The organism is Kumtagia sp. (assembly GCF_059502445.1).
Genome location: NZ_JCACER010000062.1, coordinates 1 through 16,106 on the forward strand (window position 1 = coordinate 1; position 16,106 = coordinate 16,106).

The 16,106-nt window shown below is 67.2% G+C and carries 18 protein-coding genes; 5 read left to right on the top strand and 13 right to left on the bottom strand.

The features are described from left to right. Nucleotides 1-1,640, bottom strand: a 1,640-nt coding sequence (locus AC5JDC_RS17990; RefSeq protein ID WP_495843289.1) for a cation:proton antiporter domain-containing protein, incomplete at its 3' end; no start/stop codon positions are given. A gap of 186 nt (nucleotides 1,641-1,826) precedes the next feature. On the opposite strand from AC5JDC_RS17990, the gene ubiG reads away from it, so the two are divergent. Then, the gene (ubiG, locus tag AC5JDC_RS17995; RefSeq protein ID WP_495843291.1) at nucleotides 1,827-2,579 is read left to right on the top strand and encodes a bifunctional 2-polyprenyl-6-hydroxyphenol methylase/3-demethylubiquinol 3-O-methyltransferase UbiG; all 753 of its coding nucleotides are present in this window, start codon (nucleotides 1,827-1,829) and stop codon (nucleotides 2,577-2,579) included. A 213-nt stretch (nucleotides 2,580-2,792) separates the two neighbouring features. Then, on the top strand, nucleotides 2,793-4,658 hold the full coding sequence (locus AC5JDC_RS18000) for a hypothetical protein (protein ID WP_495843293.1): 1,866 nt from the start codon (nucleotides 2,793-2,795) through the stop codon (nucleotides 4,656-4,658). Here the strand turns inward: AC5JDC_RS18000 and AC5JDC_RS18005 are convergent. Further along, complete coding sequence (locus tag AC5JDC_RS18005; RefSeq protein ID WP_495843295.1) at nucleotides 4,655-5,782, bottom strand: OmpA family protein; 1,128 nt, start codon at nucleotides 5,780-5,782, stop codon at nucleotides 4,655-4,657. The two genes, AC5JDC_RS18000 and AC5JDC_RS18005, sit on opposite strands and share 4 nt — an antisense overlap. A 248-nt stretch (nucleotides 5,783-6,030) precedes the next feature. On the opposite strand from AC5JDC_RS18005, the gene AC5JDC_RS18010 reads away from it, so the two are divergent. Beyond that, on the top strand, nucleotides 6,031-6,366 hold the full coding sequence (locus tag AC5JDC_RS18010) for an MmcQ/YjbR family DNA-binding protein (RefSeq protein WP_495843297.1): 336 nt from the start codon (nucleotides 6,031-6,033) through the stop codon (nucleotides 6,364-6,366). Between the two features lie 686 nt (nucleotides 6,367-7,052). On the opposite strand, the gene AC5JDC_RS18015 is transcribed toward AC5JDC_RS18010, so the two are convergent. Genes AC5JDC_RS18015 through AC5JDC_RS18030 form a run of 4 tightly spaced genes read right to left on the bottom strand, consistent with a single transcriptional unit; the run spans nucleotide 7,053 to nucleotide 9,432 of the window. Beyond that, entirely contained in the window at nucleotides 7,053-7,478 is a 426-nt protein-coding gene (locus tag AC5JDC_RS18015) for a DUF1178 family protein (RefSeq protein ID WP_106775534.1), read from the bottom strand. After that, entirely contained in the window at nucleotides 7,475-8,341 is an 867-nt protein-coding gene (locus AC5JDC_RS18020) for a carbon-nitrogen hydrolase family protein (protein ID WP_495843300.1), read from the bottom strand. The genes AC5JDC_RS18015 and AC5JDC_RS18020 overlap by 4 nt, the downstream gene beginning before the upstream one ends. 11 nt (nucleotides 8,342-8,352) lie before the next feature. Further along, nucleotides 8,353-8,622 carry a glutaredoxin 3 gene (grxC, locus tag AC5JDC_RS18025; RefSeq protein ID WP_495843302.1) on the bottom strand — a complete coding sequence of 90 codons (270 nt, stop codon included), beginning with the start codon at nucleotides 8,620-8,622 and terminating at the stop codon, nucleotides 8,353-8,355. 36 nt (nucleotides 8,623-8,658) lie between these two features. Further along, nucleotides 8,659-9,432 carry a ComF family protein gene (locus AC5JDC_RS18030; protein WP_495843304.1) on the bottom strand — a complete coding sequence of 258 codons (774 nt, stop codon included), beginning with the start codon at nucleotides 9,430-9,432 and terminating at the stop codon, nucleotides 8,659-8,661. Between the two features lie 76 nt (nucleotides 9,433-9,508). On the opposite strand from AC5JDC_RS18030, the gene AC5JDC_RS18035 reads away from it, so the two are divergent. Then, nucleotides 9,509-10,390 carry a methyltransferase domain-containing protein gene (locus AC5JDC_RS18035; RefSeq protein WP_495843306.1) on the top strand — a complete coding sequence of 294 codons (882 nt, stop codon included), beginning with the start codon at nucleotides 9,509-9,511 and terminating at the stop codon, nucleotides 10,388-10,390. Between the two features lie 2 nt (nucleotides 10,391-10,392). Here AC5JDC_RS18035 and AC5JDC_RS18040 read toward each other — a convergent pair whose 3' ends face one another. The 6 genes from AC5JDC_RS18040 to AC5JDC_RS18065 form a co-directional block, all read right to left on the bottom strand. Continuing rightward, nucleotides 10,393-10,584: a Flp family type IVb pilin gene (locus tag AC5JDC_RS18040; protein ID WP_106775538.1), complete on the bottom strand. Its 192-nt coding sequence runs from the start codon at nucleotides 10,582-10,584 to the stop codon at nucleotides 10,393-10,395. Between the two features lie 96 nt (nucleotides 10,585-10,680). Further along, nucleotides 10,681-11,007, bottom strand: a complete 327-nt coding sequence (locus tag AC5JDC_RS18045; protein WP_106775539.1) for a hypothetical protein — start codon at nucleotides 11,005-11,007, stop codon at nucleotides 10,681-10,683. 86 nt (nucleotides 11,008-11,093) lie between these two features. Continuing rightward, entirely contained in the window at nucleotides 11,094-11,501 is a 408-nt protein-coding gene (locus AC5JDC_RS18050; RefSeq protein ID WP_495843308.1) for a (deoxy)nucleoside triphosphate pyrophosphohydrolase, read from the bottom strand. Beyond that, nucleotides 11,498-12,262, bottom strand: coding sequence for a GNAT family N-acetyltransferase (locus tag AC5JDC_RS18055; protein WP_106775545.1), 765 nt, complete (start codon nucleotides 12,260-12,262; stop codon nucleotides 11,498-11,500). The genes AC5JDC_RS18050 and AC5JDC_RS18055 overlap by 4 nt, the downstream gene beginning before the upstream one ends. A gap of 20 nt (nucleotides 12,263-12,282) precedes the next feature. Next, nucleotides 12,283-13,524: a bifunctional glutamate N-acetyltransferase/amino-acid acetyltransferase ArgJ gene (gene argJ / locus AC5JDC_RS18060; RefSeq protein WP_495843310.1), complete on the bottom strand. Its 1,242-nt coding sequence runs from the start codon at nucleotides 13,522-13,524 to the stop codon at nucleotides 12,283-12,285. Nucleotides 13,525-13,643: 119 nt separating this feature from the next. Beyond that, nucleotides 13,644-14,519 (bottom strand): arginase family protein, encoded by an 876-nt coding sequence (locus tag AC5JDC_RS18065; RefSeq protein WP_495843312.1) that lies wholly within the window; start codon nucleotides 14,517-14,519, stop codon nucleotides 13,644-13,646. 308 nt (nucleotides 14,520-14,827) lie between these two features. Here AC5JDC_RS18065 and AC5JDC_RS18070 point away from each other — a divergent pair, with 308 nt between their 5' ends. Next, on the top strand, nucleotides 14,828-15,205 hold the full coding sequence (locus tag AC5JDC_RS18070; RefSeq protein ID WP_495843314.1) for a RidA family protein: 378 nt from the start codon (nucleotides 14,828-14,830) through the stop codon (nucleotides 15,203-15,205). 19 nt (nucleotides 15,206-15,224) lie between these two features. Here the strand turns inward: AC5JDC_RS18070 and AC5JDC_RS18075 are convergent, their stop codons facing one another. After that, a complete protein-coding gene (locus AC5JDC_RS18075; protein WP_495843316.1) occupies nucleotides 15,225-16,100 on the bottom strand; it encodes a peptidylprolyl isomerase in 876 nt (291 codons plus the stop codon). Nucleotides 16,101-16,106 lie beyond the last annotated feature (6 nt).

Genomic DNA, 16,106 nt, shown 5'->3' on the forward strand with positions numbered 1-16,106 from the left:
CGCTCCAGCACCAGGAAATCGCAGAAGTCGACGGCGATCACGTCGGCGGTGCGCCGCGAGCCGCTGAGCAGCGCCATCTCGCCGAAGAAGGAGCCGGCCTCCAGCGGGATGGCGCGCCCGCCGACCCTGACCTCGACCGCGCCGGACGCGATGAAATACATGCCGTCGGCACGGTCGCCGGTGCGCAGCACGCGCTCGCCGGGCGAGGCAGATTTCGGCCGGAACAACAGCAGCAGTTCCTCCCTGTCCTCCTCGCCGACGGCCGACAGCAGCGGAAAGGTTTCCTGCAGCGCCTGGATCTTCACATGCCGTGCCCGTTCGCGCTCCTCCTGCTGCGCCTTGATCCGGCCGAGCTCGCCGACCAAGGCGTCGTGGCGCTTGCGGCCATAGCCGGCGGCGACCGCCGGCCACTTCATGCGCAGCCATTTCTGAAGCTCGCCGGTCACCAGGAAGGCGAGCGGATTGAGGGTGATCGACAGCAGCGCCCCGGCGAGCACCAGGTCCTGCCCCTCCGTCGGGATGAGCCCGTAGGCCACGCCCAGCCCGACCAGGATGAAGGAAAATTCGCCGATCTGCGCCAGCCCGGCCGCGACCGTCAGTCCCATGCTCACGGGATAGCGCAGCAAGAGCACGATGCCGAGGCCGATCACCGACTTGCCGATCATGATCAGCGCCAGCACGCCGAGCACGGCGAGCGGGTCCTCGACCAGAACCGACGGATCGAACAGCATGCCGACCGAGACGAAGAAGACGACCGAGAAGGCGTCCTGCAGCGGCAGCGATTCGGCGGCGGCCCTGTGGCTGAGATGCGATTCGCCGAGCACCAGGCCGGCAAAGAAGGCGCCGAGCGCGAACGACACGCCGAACACCTCCGCCGAGCCGTAGGCGATGCCGACGGCGAGCGCCAGGACCGACAGCGTGAACAGCTCGCGCGAGCCGGTGCGCGCCACCTTGGTGAGAATCCAGGGCAGGACTTTCGGCCCGAGGAAGATGGCGAGCACGGCGAAGATGCCGACCTTGGCGAGGGTCGTGACCAGCGTCAGCGCCAGCGAGCCTCCCGCCGCCTCGGCGCCATGCGCGGCGTCGGCTGTGGCAGCAGCACCGCCAGTCCCGCCGAGCACCTCGGCCAGCGCCGGCAGCAGCACCAGCGCCAGCACCATGGCGAGATCCTCGACGATCAGCCAGCCGACGGTGACCCGGCCGCTCGGCGTGTTGACGAGGTTGCGCTCCTCCAGCGCCTTGAGCAGCACCACGGTACTGGCGACCGACAGGCTCAGGCCGAGCACGATGCCGGCGCCCAGCCCCCAGCCCCACGACGAGGCGAGGCCGATGCCGAGCAGCGTCGCAAGCACGATCTGGCCGATCGCGCCGGGGATGGCGATGCCGCGCACCGCCAGGAGGTCGGCCGCCGAGAAATGCAGACCGACGCCGAACATCAGCAGGATGACGCCCATTTCGGCGAGCTGGCTGGCCAGCGCCCCGTCGGCGACGACGCCGGGGGTGAACGGGCCGATCATGATGCCGGCGACGAGATAGCCGACCAGCGGCGGCAGGCGCAGCCGGTCGGCGAGGTAGCCGAAGATCGACGCGAGCACGAAGCACACGGCTATCGTGGCGATCAGAGTCACTTCGTGATGCACCGCGTCCCCCTTTTTATTCTGTGCGGCTGTTCCTTGCCTCGCGCCCCTTCCAATGCCGGGAAAGCCGGGCGATCGCAAGACTTTGATCGCGGCGGCGCGGCCAGGAGCGACCTTGCGGCAGCGAGGTGGCGGCTTGACATTCCGCCGGCCAGGCCCGACTTCCTTCCGGCCGAAAGGGAGACCCTGATGCCAGAGCCTCGACGATCGACGATCGATGCGGGAGAAGTCGACCGCTTTTCCGCGCTTGCCGCCGAATGGTGGAACCCGAACGGGAAGTTCCGGCCGCTGCACAAGTTCAACCCGGTGCGTCTGTCCTACATACGCGACCAGGTGGCGGCACGCTTCGGCCGCGATATCCACGAAGCGCGGCCGTTCGAGGGCCTGCGCTTCCTCGACATCGGCTGCGGCGGCGGCCTTCTGTGCGAGCCGATGGCGCGGCTGGGCGCCGAGATCGTCGGCGCCGACGCATCGGCTACCAACATCGAGGTGGCCAGGCTGCACGCCGCCGAATCGGGCGTGACGATCGACTACCGCGCCCTGCCGGCCGAGGATCTGGCCGACGCCGGCGAGAAGTTCGACGTGATCCTCAACATGGAGGTGGTCGAGCACGTCTCCGATGTCGGGCTCTATCTCGCCCGCTGCGCCGAGATGGTGAAGCCGGGCGGCATCATGTTCGTCGCCACCATCAACCGCACCTTCAAGGCCCTCGGCCTGGCGATCATCGGCGCCGAGTATGTGCTGCGCTGGCTGCCGCGCGGCACCCACCAGTACGGCCGGCTGGTGCGGCCGGACGAACTGGAGAAGGCGCTTGCCGAGGCCGGCATGACGATCGCCGACCGCACCGGCGTCGTCTATCACCCGCTCGCCGACCGCTGGCAGCGCTCCGCGGACATGGACGTCAACTACATGGTGATGGCGGAGAAGCCGACGATCGCCTGACCGAGGCGATTATCGCGGCTCGCGCCATGCAGCGGGTCGCCAGCGTCCTGATCGCGATCCCAAATCGGCTGGTCTGATCCCGCACAGGCGATGCCATCCTGCCGGCGCCGCCCGACAACGGACTTGCCCTTGCGGACCTTCGGGCGTTGCGCGAAAGTGCCGCCGTGTAGCTGTCGGACTGCGGGAGGCTTGATGCAGCGCATAGGAGACGCCGTGGAGACCACGGGCGCAAACGCGCCCTGCTCCTTGCCCGTCGAGGCGATGTTCGTCTCCCAGCAGCGCGATACAGGCCTCTCCCACACGTTTGCGCCGTCGCGGGTCGTGCGGACATACGGCGTACCCATGCACGTCGACCAGGACGACCTCACCGCGACATACCGGGGGCAGCCCCTCGATGAGTTCCTTGCCGGCGAAGCGCGGCATGCCGTCGGAAACTACGTGATGGTCGACGTCGGGCCGCGATTGCTGCGGATCATCACGGCTCCGGGCTATTGTGGCGGCTATGTGTACTGCGGAAACGGGAAAGCCGTCGCCAGCACCTTGCTCGTCTCGACGCTCGCGGAGATACCGCAGATCGAGATGGATGGCTTTCCGCTGTGCTTTTTCCTGCAGATCGCGCCGAAGAGCAGTTTCAGTCAGCTGCCGTGCTCGACGCCTTTCCGCGATGTGCGGACGCTTCCGCCTGCCTCGGTGTTCGAGTTCGAGGACGGTGAACTCACGTCGTGTTACAGCTATCTCCTGACCTCGGGACGGCTGCCGCCGCCCAAATCCTTTGCCGAGGCGATCGACGAGGTGACGGGACGGCTCGCCCATCGCTACCGGGCCCAGGGCAAATCGACGTCGCTGATGTTTTCCGGCGGCGTCGACAGTCTGGTGATCTATCTCAGCCTGCGCCAGAAGATGGACGCGAAGGACATTCGCGTCTTCACGATGGATCATCGAAACAAGACCAACGGTCCGGTTCGCGCCTTCCCGGCCGCGCGAAAGCTGGGTTTCGAGATCGAGCGTGTCACGAAGCAGGCGCTGAAGGAACAGGCCGCCATCGACACGATCAAGGAGATGTTGTCGCAGGACATCGTCAGCATCGGCGCGCTCCACTATGCCCTGATCGGCAGGGACATCGGGGCCCGCGACATTCTGCATGGCCAGAACATGGACGCCCTCGCCAACGTCAACATGACGGTCCTGCATGCCAATCTCGAAAAGGGCTATCTGTCGAAGGCCAAGACGCGGGCTCCCAAGACCCCCGCCGAGGCCAATCGCCAGTTCACCGGGTTTCTCGGAAACCTGATGTTCTCGGAGCTTTATCTCAAGGACGTCACGTTCCAGCGGGAGACGGCGGATTTCTTCGCCTCGCTCAATCCGACCACCGTGCCCGACCCCGATCCAGGCAGGGCCGGCATCATCCGCGGCATGCTGTCCTCCCAGCACCCGAATCTCCTGACGAAGGCGAGCTATCCGCCCGATCAGATCGAGGGTCTCGATCGCGAGGCAGCCATCTTTGCCCGCTTCGTGGGTGAGTTCGCGACGCAACCCAGACATGTCCTGGATGTCCTGCGGTTCTACACCTACAGTTTTCTGGCCAACAAGCGCAATTCGACATTCCCGCTGCCGGGAGGCAGCCGCACCCTTTTCGTCGCGATGTCCGGCCCGATCGCGAGCTACTTCGTCGGGCGGCCGCGCGGACTGTCGCGGGCTACGCAGCCCAAGCGCGAAATCTATGGTCTGGCGAGGCAGCTCACCGGAAAGAATTTCAGCGATCTCATTGCGCCGGACGACGACGTCGAGCCTCAATGGCAGACGGAGGGCGTCGACGAGGATGCCCTGGTCCGTGCGAACCTTCATTACGTCGAGCCCGCCAATTCCCGCGTGTTGCCCGCAATCGAGGATGCAACGATCCGGGCATATGTGGAGCGCCTCTATCGCGACACGCTCGGCAGCTGCTTGCCGGAGAGGCCCGGCTGCACGCCCGAAGGCCGGTCGCGTCTTCGCCGGATTCTGAACCTCGAGTTCCTGCTCGAACGTGCGAGCAAATCGGGCGGCACAAGCGAAGGGTCGCGCGGATCGGCGAGCCCCTAGAGGCCCAGGCCTGCAGCGGCGGTACTGGCCGCGCCGGCAGCGCAGCCGGGGCCCTGCCTCCTTGTTGCCTGGACCGAGCCGATGGGATGCGCGCCGGCAGACCATCTCGTCGAGGCTGGCGAATGCAGACGCGAGCCTTCCCGAACTCGCGCCGCAGCCCTCACATCACCATCAGGTCGACCCGCCGGTTCTTCTTCCGGCCCTCTTCCGTCGTGTTCGGAGCGACCGGCTGGGACGGCCCTTCGCCGCCGGCCGACAATTGTGCCCGCTCGAACGAACCAGTCGGCCACGGCCTTGGCGCGTTTCTCGGACAGCCAGTTGTTGTAGGAGGGGTCGCCCGTCGAATCGGTATGCCCGATTATGTAGACGCGGCTGCGCGGCGGCAGATCCTGCTTGATGAACTCCGCGGCCTCGCGCAGCGCCTGCTCGGCGCCCGGCCGGATCACATAGCTGTCGAAGCCGAACAGGACGTCGCCCGGCACGCGGTAGCCGACGGACCTGCTGTGCTGGCCGCGCCCGCTCGTCTCCTCGACGGTTTCGACACGCAGGTGCTTCGGCGCCTTGGCGGAAATGCCGTTCGACGTCGCCATCTTCACCGAATCGGAATGATAGCCGGGATGGTCGTTCAGGCGTTTCACCAGCGACAGGATGTCTTCGTAGCGGATGCGCCGCCTGGCGCCGGGAGCGGTGTCGAGATCGAACGACCGCGCCAGCTTCAGCGCGGCCTCCACGACGCCCCAGCCGGCCGGAATGGTCGGTTGGGCGGAAGACAGCGCCAGATACGTGGCCTGGGCGAGATAGGCGGCGGCCTCGTTGCTCTTGGCCGTCATCTTCACATATTCCATGTCGCGGATCGCATGCGTGCACTCGTGGATCAGGATGGATCTGTTGAAGAGGTCCGGCGGCGAATCCCCTTTCTGCGTGGTCAGCGTATCGGAACCCGGATCGTAGGTGGCGAGCCCCGGATTGTCGCCGACGACCACCAGGATCTGCTCGTCGCGGATCAGCTCGAAGATTTTCCGATAGGCTTCGCCGCGGATATGCAGGCCGTCCACGGTGAAATCCATCTTCTGCAGCACCGGCTCCGACAGGGCATGCAGGACGTCGATGTCCGAAAGCGGCATGGCGCGCACTCCGTCGCTGTAGATGAGCCCCGCATTCTGAAGAAAACCGGATGGCGCAGGTCATTTTTTCTGGGATCGATCTGCATGCAGCGCGGTCACATTCTACCCGAAGCGGCAACAGAACGGTACGGCTTTCGCGGGACGGGTTACAAACGTTCAAGCCACACGGACGACACCTGCGCCATACTTGTCCGATCGATGACCGCATCTGCGCCGGACACGGCGCGTTCGCCAACAGGGGGCACCCCATGCGACCGGAGGAATTTCGCCGCATAGCGCTCGATCTTCCCGAGGCCGAGGAGAAGGCGCATTTCGGCAAGCCGGATTTTCGCGTGCGCAACCGCATCTTCGCCACGCTTCCACCCGGCGGCCGGGCGGTCTTCAAGCTGACGCCCGAAGAGCAGACTGTCGTGACGGAGGCCGAGCCGGGCATCTTTCGCCCGGTGAAGGGCGGCTGGGGCCGGCAGGGCTGGACCGAGGTTGATCTCGCCGCCGCCGACGAGACGACTATGCGCAGCGCCTGCCGCATGGCCTGGCGCAACGCCGCGCCACCGGGGTTGAGGAAGGCGGCTGGTCATCCCTAGTTGATCATAGTCCCCCTGTCCCAGCGGGACCGAACCCGCGAGCGTCGTCCTCGCCACGCTGCCTTGCGGCCCTGGCCATTGTTCGAAGAGCGCTCCCTGCCGCGGAGGGAGAAGTCGGGAAGCGGGGCGCTGGGCCGAGCCTCTTTAGTAAAAACATGGCGCGGCCTTCGCGCCCCGCCGGCGATTTCGGGCACCATCCCGTTCCGCTTCGCTATAGCTCCGGCTCCGGCTTCTTGCGTCGCCTCGGCTGGCCATGCCGCAGCACTCGTCCAGTGCGCCCCGCACATAGTTGCGGAGGAGGAACCTTCGGACGGGCCTCCCCGGGCGCGGGCTACGTCTTCCCGCACCGGAGGCGCCGGTCCCTCCCCACCAAACCACCGTCGCGACCGGTGTTCCCGCGGGAGGAACTGCCGGGATTATCGGCGAGGTGGAAAGGGAGGGGATAGAAATCGGCTGAAACGCGTCTCCCGCCCGCCGCCGGGATTGCGGCGAAAGCGGGTAAGTGCCGGGGACAGTTACCTTTTTCTGCCAGCGACAGCCTTGAGGCGGCACCGCTTTTCTATGGAAAGAAAATAAACTGTCCCCTCAGTACCTCGACGCCTCGGCGGTTTCTTGCCAACAACGGCTCGATATCTTTGCTTCGTTGCGCTTCAGTAAGGTGGCGTCCGGCTCACAGTCGCACCGTCTCAATTCCGGTCGTCGGGAAACACCGGGATCGGCATGAACTCGACGCCGTCGTCGATGAGGCCCTTTGCCTCCTCGGGCGTCGCCTCGCCATAGATGCCGCGCGCCTCCGTCTCGCCGAAATGGATCTTGCGCGCCTCCTCGGCGAACTTGTCGCCGACATAGTCGGCGTTCTCGCGCATCTTCTCCGACAGCTCCTTGAGTTGCGCCATCGCCTGCTTCTGCGCCTCGCCCATGGCGAGCGCGATCTTCTCCTGCTTGCGCGCCGTGGATACGGCAGGCGCCATCAGCGCCTTCTCGACCTTCTTGGAGCCGCATTGCGGGCAGTCGACGAAGCCGCGCTTCTTCTGCGTGTCGAAATCGTCGTTGCCGCGGAACCACGCCTCGAATTCGTGGTCGTGTTCGCAGTGAAGCGAAAAGCGGATCACGATGCGGCTCCCCTGAGCGCGGCGTCCGGACGCGCGATCTCCTTCACCGAGAACTCGCGTGCGTTCTTGAGATTGGGGATTTTCCGGCGCGCCTGGGCCGACAGCGCCGTGTCGATCTCGGCGACGATGACGCCGGGCTCATCGTGATCCGCCTCGGCCAGCACCCGGCCCCAAGGGTCGACGATCAGCGAATGGCCATAGGTTTCGCGGCCGTCCTCGTGCCTGCCACCCTGCGCGGCGGCAACGACGAAGGCGCCGTTCTCGATGGCGCGGGCGCGCAGCAGCACGTGCCAGTGGGCCTCGCCGGTCTGGCGCGTGAAGGCGGCGGGAACCGTCAGCACGTCGGCGCCGGCCAGCGCCTCGGCGCGGAACAGCTGCGGAAAGCGCAGGTCGTAGCAGACGGCGAAGCCGAGCCGCGCGATCGGCAGGTCGGCGATGGTCGCTACGGCACCGGGCTCGTAGGCGGAGGATTCCCGCCAGCTCTCGCCGCTGTCGAGATCGACGTCGAACATGTGGATCTTGTCGTAGGAAGCGAGCATCGAGCCGTCCGGCCCGAACAGGAAAGCGCGGTTGGCAAGCTTGCCGTCGGTGCGCAGGATGGCGGTTGAGCCGATGTGCAGGTAAATGCCGAGTTCGCAGGCGAGCCGCGACGCCGCCGCCGCGACGATGTCGTTCTCTTCCGTCGTGAAGGCCGCGGCCCTCGCATCCTTGTCGCGCAACAGCGCGCCGGTCATCTCTGGCGTCTGCACATAGGTCGCGCCTCTGGCCGCCGCCTCGCGCACCATCGCCTCCACGTCGGCGACGTTGCGCCGGAGCTCGGTGCCCGACCGCATCTGCACCGCGGCGGCCTTGAAAACGCTCATCGAAACACTCCTCAGTTCAGCTTGCCGGTCGCCAGCAGCCCGTCGAGCTTGCCTTCGGCGTCCAGCGCGTGCAGGTCGTCGCAGCCGCCCACATGCACGTCGCCGACGAAGATCTGCGGGAAGGTCGAGCGGCCGTTGGCGCGATCGATCATCTCGCCGCGCAATTGCGGCGAAAAACTCGCGTCGTGCTCGGTGTAGGCCACGCCCTTACTGTCCAGCAGCCGCTTGGCCGCGGCGCAGTAGCCGCACATCATGCGCGTATAGATGGTGACGTCCACCATGGCATCGTCGTTCCGTTGTCAGGCGTATATAGTCGCTCAGTCTTCCGGCAGGAAGTCCCCAGGCAGGACACGCGCGAAGGTGAGCACGTCGACGGCGGCCGCACCGCCCCTGCGCAGCGCCCGCGTCACCGCCGCGACGGTGGCGCCGGTCGTATAAACGTCGTCGATCACCAGCACCCGGCGGCCGCGCACCCTGTCAGCCGCTGCCGCCGGCACGGCGAAGGCCGCGCGCACGTTCTCCGCGCGCTCGCGCTGTCCGAGGCCGACCTGCTGGCGGGTGGCCTTCACCCGCTGCAGGGCGCCGGGCTCGAACGGCAGCGCGGTGAGCCGTGCCACGCCGCGCGCCAGTTCGGCCGACTGGTTGAAGCGCCGGCTGAAGAAGCGCCGCCTGTGCAGCGGCACCGGCACGATCAGGTCGGCATCGGGGAACAGCTCGAAGCCGGCGCGCACCATCCACTTGCCCATCCAGGGCGCGAGGTCGGTGCGGTCGTTGTATTTCAGCCGCTGCACCATCTGCCGGGCCACGCCGGCATAGGCGACGGCGGCGCGGGCGCGCTCGAAGGGCGGCGGGCTGGCGATGGCTTCGGCCGAGAGAAAGCCTTCGCCCATGTCGTGCGGAAACGGTGTCCCCATCACAGGGCACCACGGCCGGTCGAGCAAGCGCAAGCCCGTCCAGCAGGCGCCGCACAGCACACCGGGCTCGCCGACCTGGCGGCCACAGCCGGCGCAGAGCGGCGGGAACAGCAGCCGCGCCGGCATTTCCCGCGCCGCGGCGGCAACAGCCTTGAAGTGCGCCCCCCAATCCGCCATGAGATCGTTTCCCCGAGCGGGACCATAGCAGATGCGCGCGGCGGCCGCGCGCACTTCCCGAGACGCGGAGCTCGCCGTGCAGCCGATCATCGACACCGACCTCTCGCTCCGGCACAAGCGCCGGGCGCTGGCGCACCCCGTCGCGGGAGCGGATTTTCTGATGCGCCGCGTCGCCGAGGATCTCGGCGACCGGCTGGCCACGGTCGGGCGCACATTCGACGAGGCGGCGGCACTCTTCTGCCTCACCGAGGAGGCCCGCAAAACCGTGCTCGCCAGCGGCAAGACGGACATGGTGACGCGGGTGGAAGCCGACCCGGCGCTGCTCGGGGAAGCGGCCGGCCTGGTCGCAGCGCCGGAAACCGTGCCGTTCGGGCCTGAGAGCCTCGACCTCGCCGTCTCGCTGCTGACGCTGCATGAAGCGAACGACATTCCGGGCGTGCTGGTGCAGATCCGCCGGGCGCTGCGGCCGGACGGGCTGTTCCTCGGCGCCATGGCCGGTGCAGGCACGCTGGCCGAGCTGCGCGAAAGCCTGCTGCTCGCCGAGAGCGAGCTGTCCGGCGGCGCCAGCCCGCGCATCGTTCCTTTCGCCGACGTACGCGACGTCGGCGCCTTGCTGCAGCGCGCCGGCTTCGCGCTGCCCGTGGCCGACGTCGAGACCGTGACGGTCCGCTATTCCGACATGTTCGCCTTAATGCGCGACCTCAGGGCCATGGGCGCGACGAGCGCGCTCACCGATCGGCCGCGCCGCTTCACGCCGCGCACGATGTTCCTGCGGGCGGCGCAAGTCTATGCCGAGCGCTTCTCCGATCCGGACGGCCGCATCAGGGCGACGTTCTCGATCGTCTGGATGTCCGGCTGGGCGCCGGCGCCGACCCAGCAGAAGCCGCTCAGGCCGGGCTCCGCCAAGGCATCGCTGGCCGAGGCGCTGCGCACGCCAAAGGGAGGCGGTCCAGCCTGATCCTACGACCCGTCGCCGCCTTCGAGCGCCTGCACCAGGCGGCTGTTGTTGTCGCTCCAGAGGAACGTCAGGTTCTCGCCGAGCGCACCGATGCCGACAACGATGGCCAGCGACAGGACGGCGACGATCAGCCCGTATTCGATGGCGGTCGCGCCCTTGTTGTCATCCACAAAGCTGCGGGTGAGCTTGCTCATGCCGAAATTCCCCTCTCGGCGGGGAGACTAGCGGCAAGAGCTTAAGGAAGGTTAACGCCGCAGCCTTAACCGCGCGTGAAATGCGCCGCGCTGTTTCTATCGACCGGCCGGCGGGCAGTCGCCGCTTCTGCCGCCGTTGTCGCGAATGATGCAGACGGCGTCCGGCGACGACTGCAGGACGCTTCGCCGCACGGTATAGGTGCCGTCATAGCCGATCGAGCCGGTCGCCGTATAGTCGATGCCCGGCACCACGGTGGACCGGGCCATGTCCCGTCCCAGCCGATGGTCGAGGACCTGCGCGGTGAAGAGTGCGATCGCCACCGCGACGGATCCGAACAGGAGGGCGATCCGCAGAACGCTGCCGCTGGCGATTTCCAGCAGGGATCGCTCGCGAAAACGCTCTTCTTCGTCGTCAAATCCCATGTTTTTTCGCCCCGACGCCGCGGAATCTCGCCCGATTCCGAAGGCATTTCGATCATATTCGATTGAAATTTTCGTTAATCGACGGCTCAGAGCAGGTCGATGAGGAACGGGATCAGCGGTTCGTCGGCCGGTGGCATGGGATAGTCGCGCATCTTCTGCGGCCGCACCCACTTCAGCCTCTGCCCTTCCAGCGGCATCGGAATGCCCGAAAAGCGCCGGCAGACGAACAGCGGCATCAGCAGGTGGAAGCTCTCGTAGGAATGGCTGGCGAAGGTGAGCGGCGCCAGGCAGGCCGTCCTGGTCTCGACGCCGATCTCCTCGCGCAATTCGCGGATCAGCGTCTCCTCCGGCGTTTCGCCGGGCTCCACCTTGCCGCCCGGGAACTCCCACAGGCCGGCCAGCGTCTTGCCTTCCGGCCGCTGCGCCAACAGCACGCGGCCGTCCGCGTCCACCAGCGCGCAGGCCGCAACCAGCAGGATCGGCTTGACCGTCATAGGCTTCGATCCTCCGGCGGCTGCCGATAGTGATAGCGGTAGATCTCGCGGAAGCCGAGGGTGTCGTAGAGCTTGAGCGCCGGCTCGTTATCGGCCTCCACCTGCAGCCAGGCGATGCGCGCGCCCCGCATGCGGGCCCATTTCAGCGCCGACAGCACGACCCGGCGGCCGTAGCCCCTGCCGCGCTCGACCGCCGCCGTCGCGACCTCGAACAGTCCCGCCAGCTCACCGTCATGCACGCAGATGGCGGTGGCCAGCGGCCTGCCGTCCTGCTCCAGCACGAACAGGCCGGCTTCCGGCTCGATCGAGCCGATGACGTCGGCCAATCCCGCCTGCTGCGACGCATCCTGTCCGCGCACGGAGATGGCCGCCGCAACGAAGCGGCCGACATCCTTCAGCGGGATCTGGTCCAATGCTGCCTCGACCACGGCGTCGTCGAGGTCGAGCCGCATCACCGCCGATTCGGCGAAACGCGGCCAGCCAAGACCGTCGAGGTGATCGGCGATCGCCTTGGCGGCGAGCGGCGAAAGCCGCATCGTGGTGGTGCGCCCGGCCGCCTCGAAATGCTTCGCCGCCCGCTCCAGCCGTGCCCCGATCTCGGAGACGTCGCGCGGGTCGAGCGGGTTGATGGAGTTCAGCCGCCGCCCCGCATGGGCCGGGGTCAGGCGGATCGCCCATGTCCCGTCATAATGGACCGACCCCGCCGGCCAGGCCCGGAACCCCGCCGCCTCGAAGCGCCGGACCGTGGTGAGTTCTGGCATGGCGAAGACGGACAACGGCGTCAGCTTCGATAATCGCCGTTGATGGCGACATATTCCTTGGTGAGGTCGCAGGTCCACACCGTAGCCTTGCCGCGGCCGAGCCCGAGATCGACGCGGATGGCGATCTCGTCCCGCTTCATGTAGGCGGAGGTCTCCGCCTCCGAATAGGAGGAATCGCGCTCGCCGTCGACGGCCAGCCGGTTGTCGCCGAACCAGATCGCCAGCCGGTCGCGGTCGGCCGGCTCGCCGGCCTTGCCGACGGCCATGACGACGCGCCCCCAATTGGCGTCCTCGCCGGCGACCGCCGTCTTGACCAGCGGCGAATTGGCGATCGACAGCGCGATGCGCTTGGCCGAGCGCGCCGACTTCGCCCCCGTCACCGTCACCTCGACCTGCTTGCGCGCCCCCTCCCCGTCGCGCACCACCTGCAGCGCCAGGTTCTTCAGGACGCGGTTCAACGCGCGCTTGAACTGGCCGAGACGCGGGTCGGCGGCGTCGGCGATGGCAGGCGCACCGCGTTTTGCCGCCGCGCCCGTGGCGAACAGCATCAGCGTGTCGCTGGTCGAGGTATCGCTGTCGACCGTCACGGCATTGAAGGTCGATCCCACGCCCCTGGCGAGCAGCGCCTGCAGCGCCGGGGCGGCGATCGGTGCGTCGGTTGCGATGAAGGACAGCATCGTCGCCATGTCGGGTGCGATCATGCCGGCGCCCTTGGCAATGCCGTTAATGGTGACCTCGGCGTCGCCCAGCCTGACGATGGCGGTCGCCACCTTCGGATAGGTGTCGGTCGTCATGATCGCCCTGGCGGCGTCGAGCCAGCGGCCGGGCGCCGCCCCCTTCGCCATGCCGGCCAGCAGATGCGAGAAGCGCCCGGCATCCAGCGGCTCGCCGATGACGCCGGTCGACGCAAGGAACACCTCGCCGGTGGCGCCGCCGACGGCCCTGGCTGCGGCGTCGGCGGTCATCCGCGTCGTCTCGCGGCCCTTCTTTCCGGTGAAGGCATTGGCGTTGCCGGAATTGACCACCAGCATCCGCGCCTTGCCGCCGGCAAGGTTCTGCCGGCAGAAGTCGACCGGTGCCGAGGGGCATTTCGAGCGGGTGAACACGCCCGCCGCCGTGGTGCCCGCCTCGAACACCATCGCAAGCAGGTCCGTGCGGTCCCTGTACTTTATCCCCGCCTCCGCGGTAGCGATGCGCACGCCTTCGACGGCCGGCATTTTCGGATATTTTTTCGGAGCGAGCGGGGAGACGGTGGCGGACATCGGGCCTCGGTGCGGAGCGCTTGCAGCGTTGCGCACCGTTTGCATCAGGCGAGGCCGTTGCGCAAGCCTCCCTCGGGCCTTGGCAAGCGTTGGGCGTTCCCCATCCGCCGCCGCTGCGATCAGGCCTTCATGCCGGAAGCCACCGTGTCGACGAAACGGCCGACGATCGATCCATCCGGGTCGAGCGTCGGATTGAGGATCGTGATGTTCATGCCGATGACCCGCCCGGTGGCAAAGGCTCGCCGCAGCGCATGGACGAGCTCGTCCCAGCCGAGTCCGCCTTCCACGATGTGGTCCACCGCCGGCATGATGGCGGCGTCGAGCACGTCGGCATCAAGGTGCAGCCAGAAGCCGTCGAGCCGCGCGAGATGCTCCAGCGCCCGGTCGGCTGCCGCCGCGATGCCAATGTCACGGATGCGCGCGAGATTGATGAGGTGGACGTCGCTTTCCTCGATACGCTGGCTGCCGGATTCCTCCGAATCCTGTTCGTCGCGACGGCCGAAGGCGACGACGTCCTCCTCGCGGATCAGCGGCGAACGTCCTTCCGGCCTGGCAAGCACAGTATCGTGCCGGCCCGCTGCGATCGCCAGTTCCATCGAGGCGACCTCCCCCTTCGGCTCCGCCGCGGGCTGGAAGAAATCCGCATGGCCGTCGAGGAAAAGCAAGCCGGAACGCCCGCGCCGGCGCGCCGCGAGCAGGCAGCCGAGCAGGATCGAGCAGTCGCCGCCAAGCACGACCGGCATGTCGCCGGCCTCCAGCAGCGGACCGATCGCATCCGCCAGCGTGATCGTATAGGAGGCGATGCCGGCGAGATTCAGAACGCCCGTGGCGGCATCGACCCGCGGATCGTGATCCGGCGGGACAACCTCACCGCCAAGCCGCGCGCCGATCTTTTCGGCAAATCCGGCGGCGAGCAGCGCCTTGGGCAACATCGCCACGCCGCCCGTCGACAGTCCGAGCCTCGAAGGCGCTTCCAGGATGGTGCGTGTGACCATGCTGGGTGAACGACCTTGCCTCGTCGCGGTTGCATCGCTCCTGCCACCCGCTGTCACGCCCGACCGGCAGACTCGATCAGGACCCGAGTGGGCCACCGGAAGATGGCGGGAGGTGACGCACGACGCCGCATCGCGGCCGCCAATGCCCGTCAGGCAGCCCGGCCTCCGCTTTCGCACAATACGCAACCGAAGATGACGTCGTTCTGTTCGAAGGCACGGCTATCCCCGCCTCGCCGAATCCGACAAACTCGGATCGAGGCGCTGCTGAGGACAGAGCATCGCCAAATCCCAAGACCATGGAGGAGACAATGTTGCGGAAGTTCAATCCGGAAGGAGTTGCGGCGTCGCCCGCCTACAGCCAGGGCGCTGAGGCGACGTCGCCGCAGCGCATCCTGTTCGTCTCCGGTCAGGTGGGGATCCGGCGGGATGGCAGCATCGCCGAAGGGGTCGCCGAGCAGGCCCGAATTGCCGTGGAGAACCTGAATTCCGTCCTGGCAGACGCGGGAATGAGCATCGACGACGTCGCCAAGTTCACCATCTATCTGACCGACGAGAGCAATCTCGAAGGGTTCATGACGTCAGGCATCAGCCTCCCGTCGCCACCACCTGCCGCGACGCTGCTCTTCGTCAAGGCCCTGGCTTCGCCGCAGCTCCTGATCGAGATCGAGGCGGTCGCCGTCCGCTAGCGGACGGCACAGCCGCAGCTTACTGCTCGGACTTCTCGATTGCCTCGACGCCCTTCTTGAGGTCGGGATCGGTCACGTCGACCTTGCCGGCCTCGCGCAGCTGCTTGACCAGCGCGAAGTATTTTTCGCGCAGCACGAGCGAGCGGAACTGCTCCTTCACCTCGTCGAAGGCCGGAGGCTGCTTGGCGCGCTTGTCCTCGAGCTTGATGATGTGCCAGCCGAACTGCGACTGCACCGGCTCCTTGGTGTAGGAACCGACCTCGAGCGCGAACGCGGCCTTCTCGAACTCCGGCACCATCTGGCCGGCGCCGAACCAGCCGAGATCGCCGCCCTGGGCGCCCGAGCCGGGATCGCTCGACTTCTCCTTGGCGATGTCCTCGAACTTGGCGCCGCCGTCGAGCTGCTTGACGATGGCGTCCGCCTCCTCCTTGGTCTTCACGAGGATGTGACGGGCATGCACCTCGTTGGTGGGCGGCGTATCGGCGATCTCGGCGTCGTAGCGCTTGCGGATGTCCTCGTCGGTGATCTTGCCCGCGACTTCGTTTTCGATCACCTCGCTGTGCAGCGCCCGCTGCTGCAGGAAGGCCATGCGGCGCTGGAACTCTTCGGACTTGTCGAGACCCTTCGCCCTGGCCTCGTTGGCGAGCAGCTTGATCTCGATGATGGCCGACAGCGCGGCGGCACGCTTCTGCTCCTCCGGCAGCCGGGCGAATTGCTGGTCGAGATCGGCCATCGCCTGGGTGAGGTCCGCTTCGGTGATTGTCTCTCCGGCGATCGTGGCAACGACCGTGTCGGCCGGCTTGCTGTCCTGGGCTTGCGCCGCGGCAGCGTTCAGGGCGACAGCGGCGGCAAGACTCAAGCTGGCGAGCAAAGCGCTGCGGAAACGGAACATCATCAACTC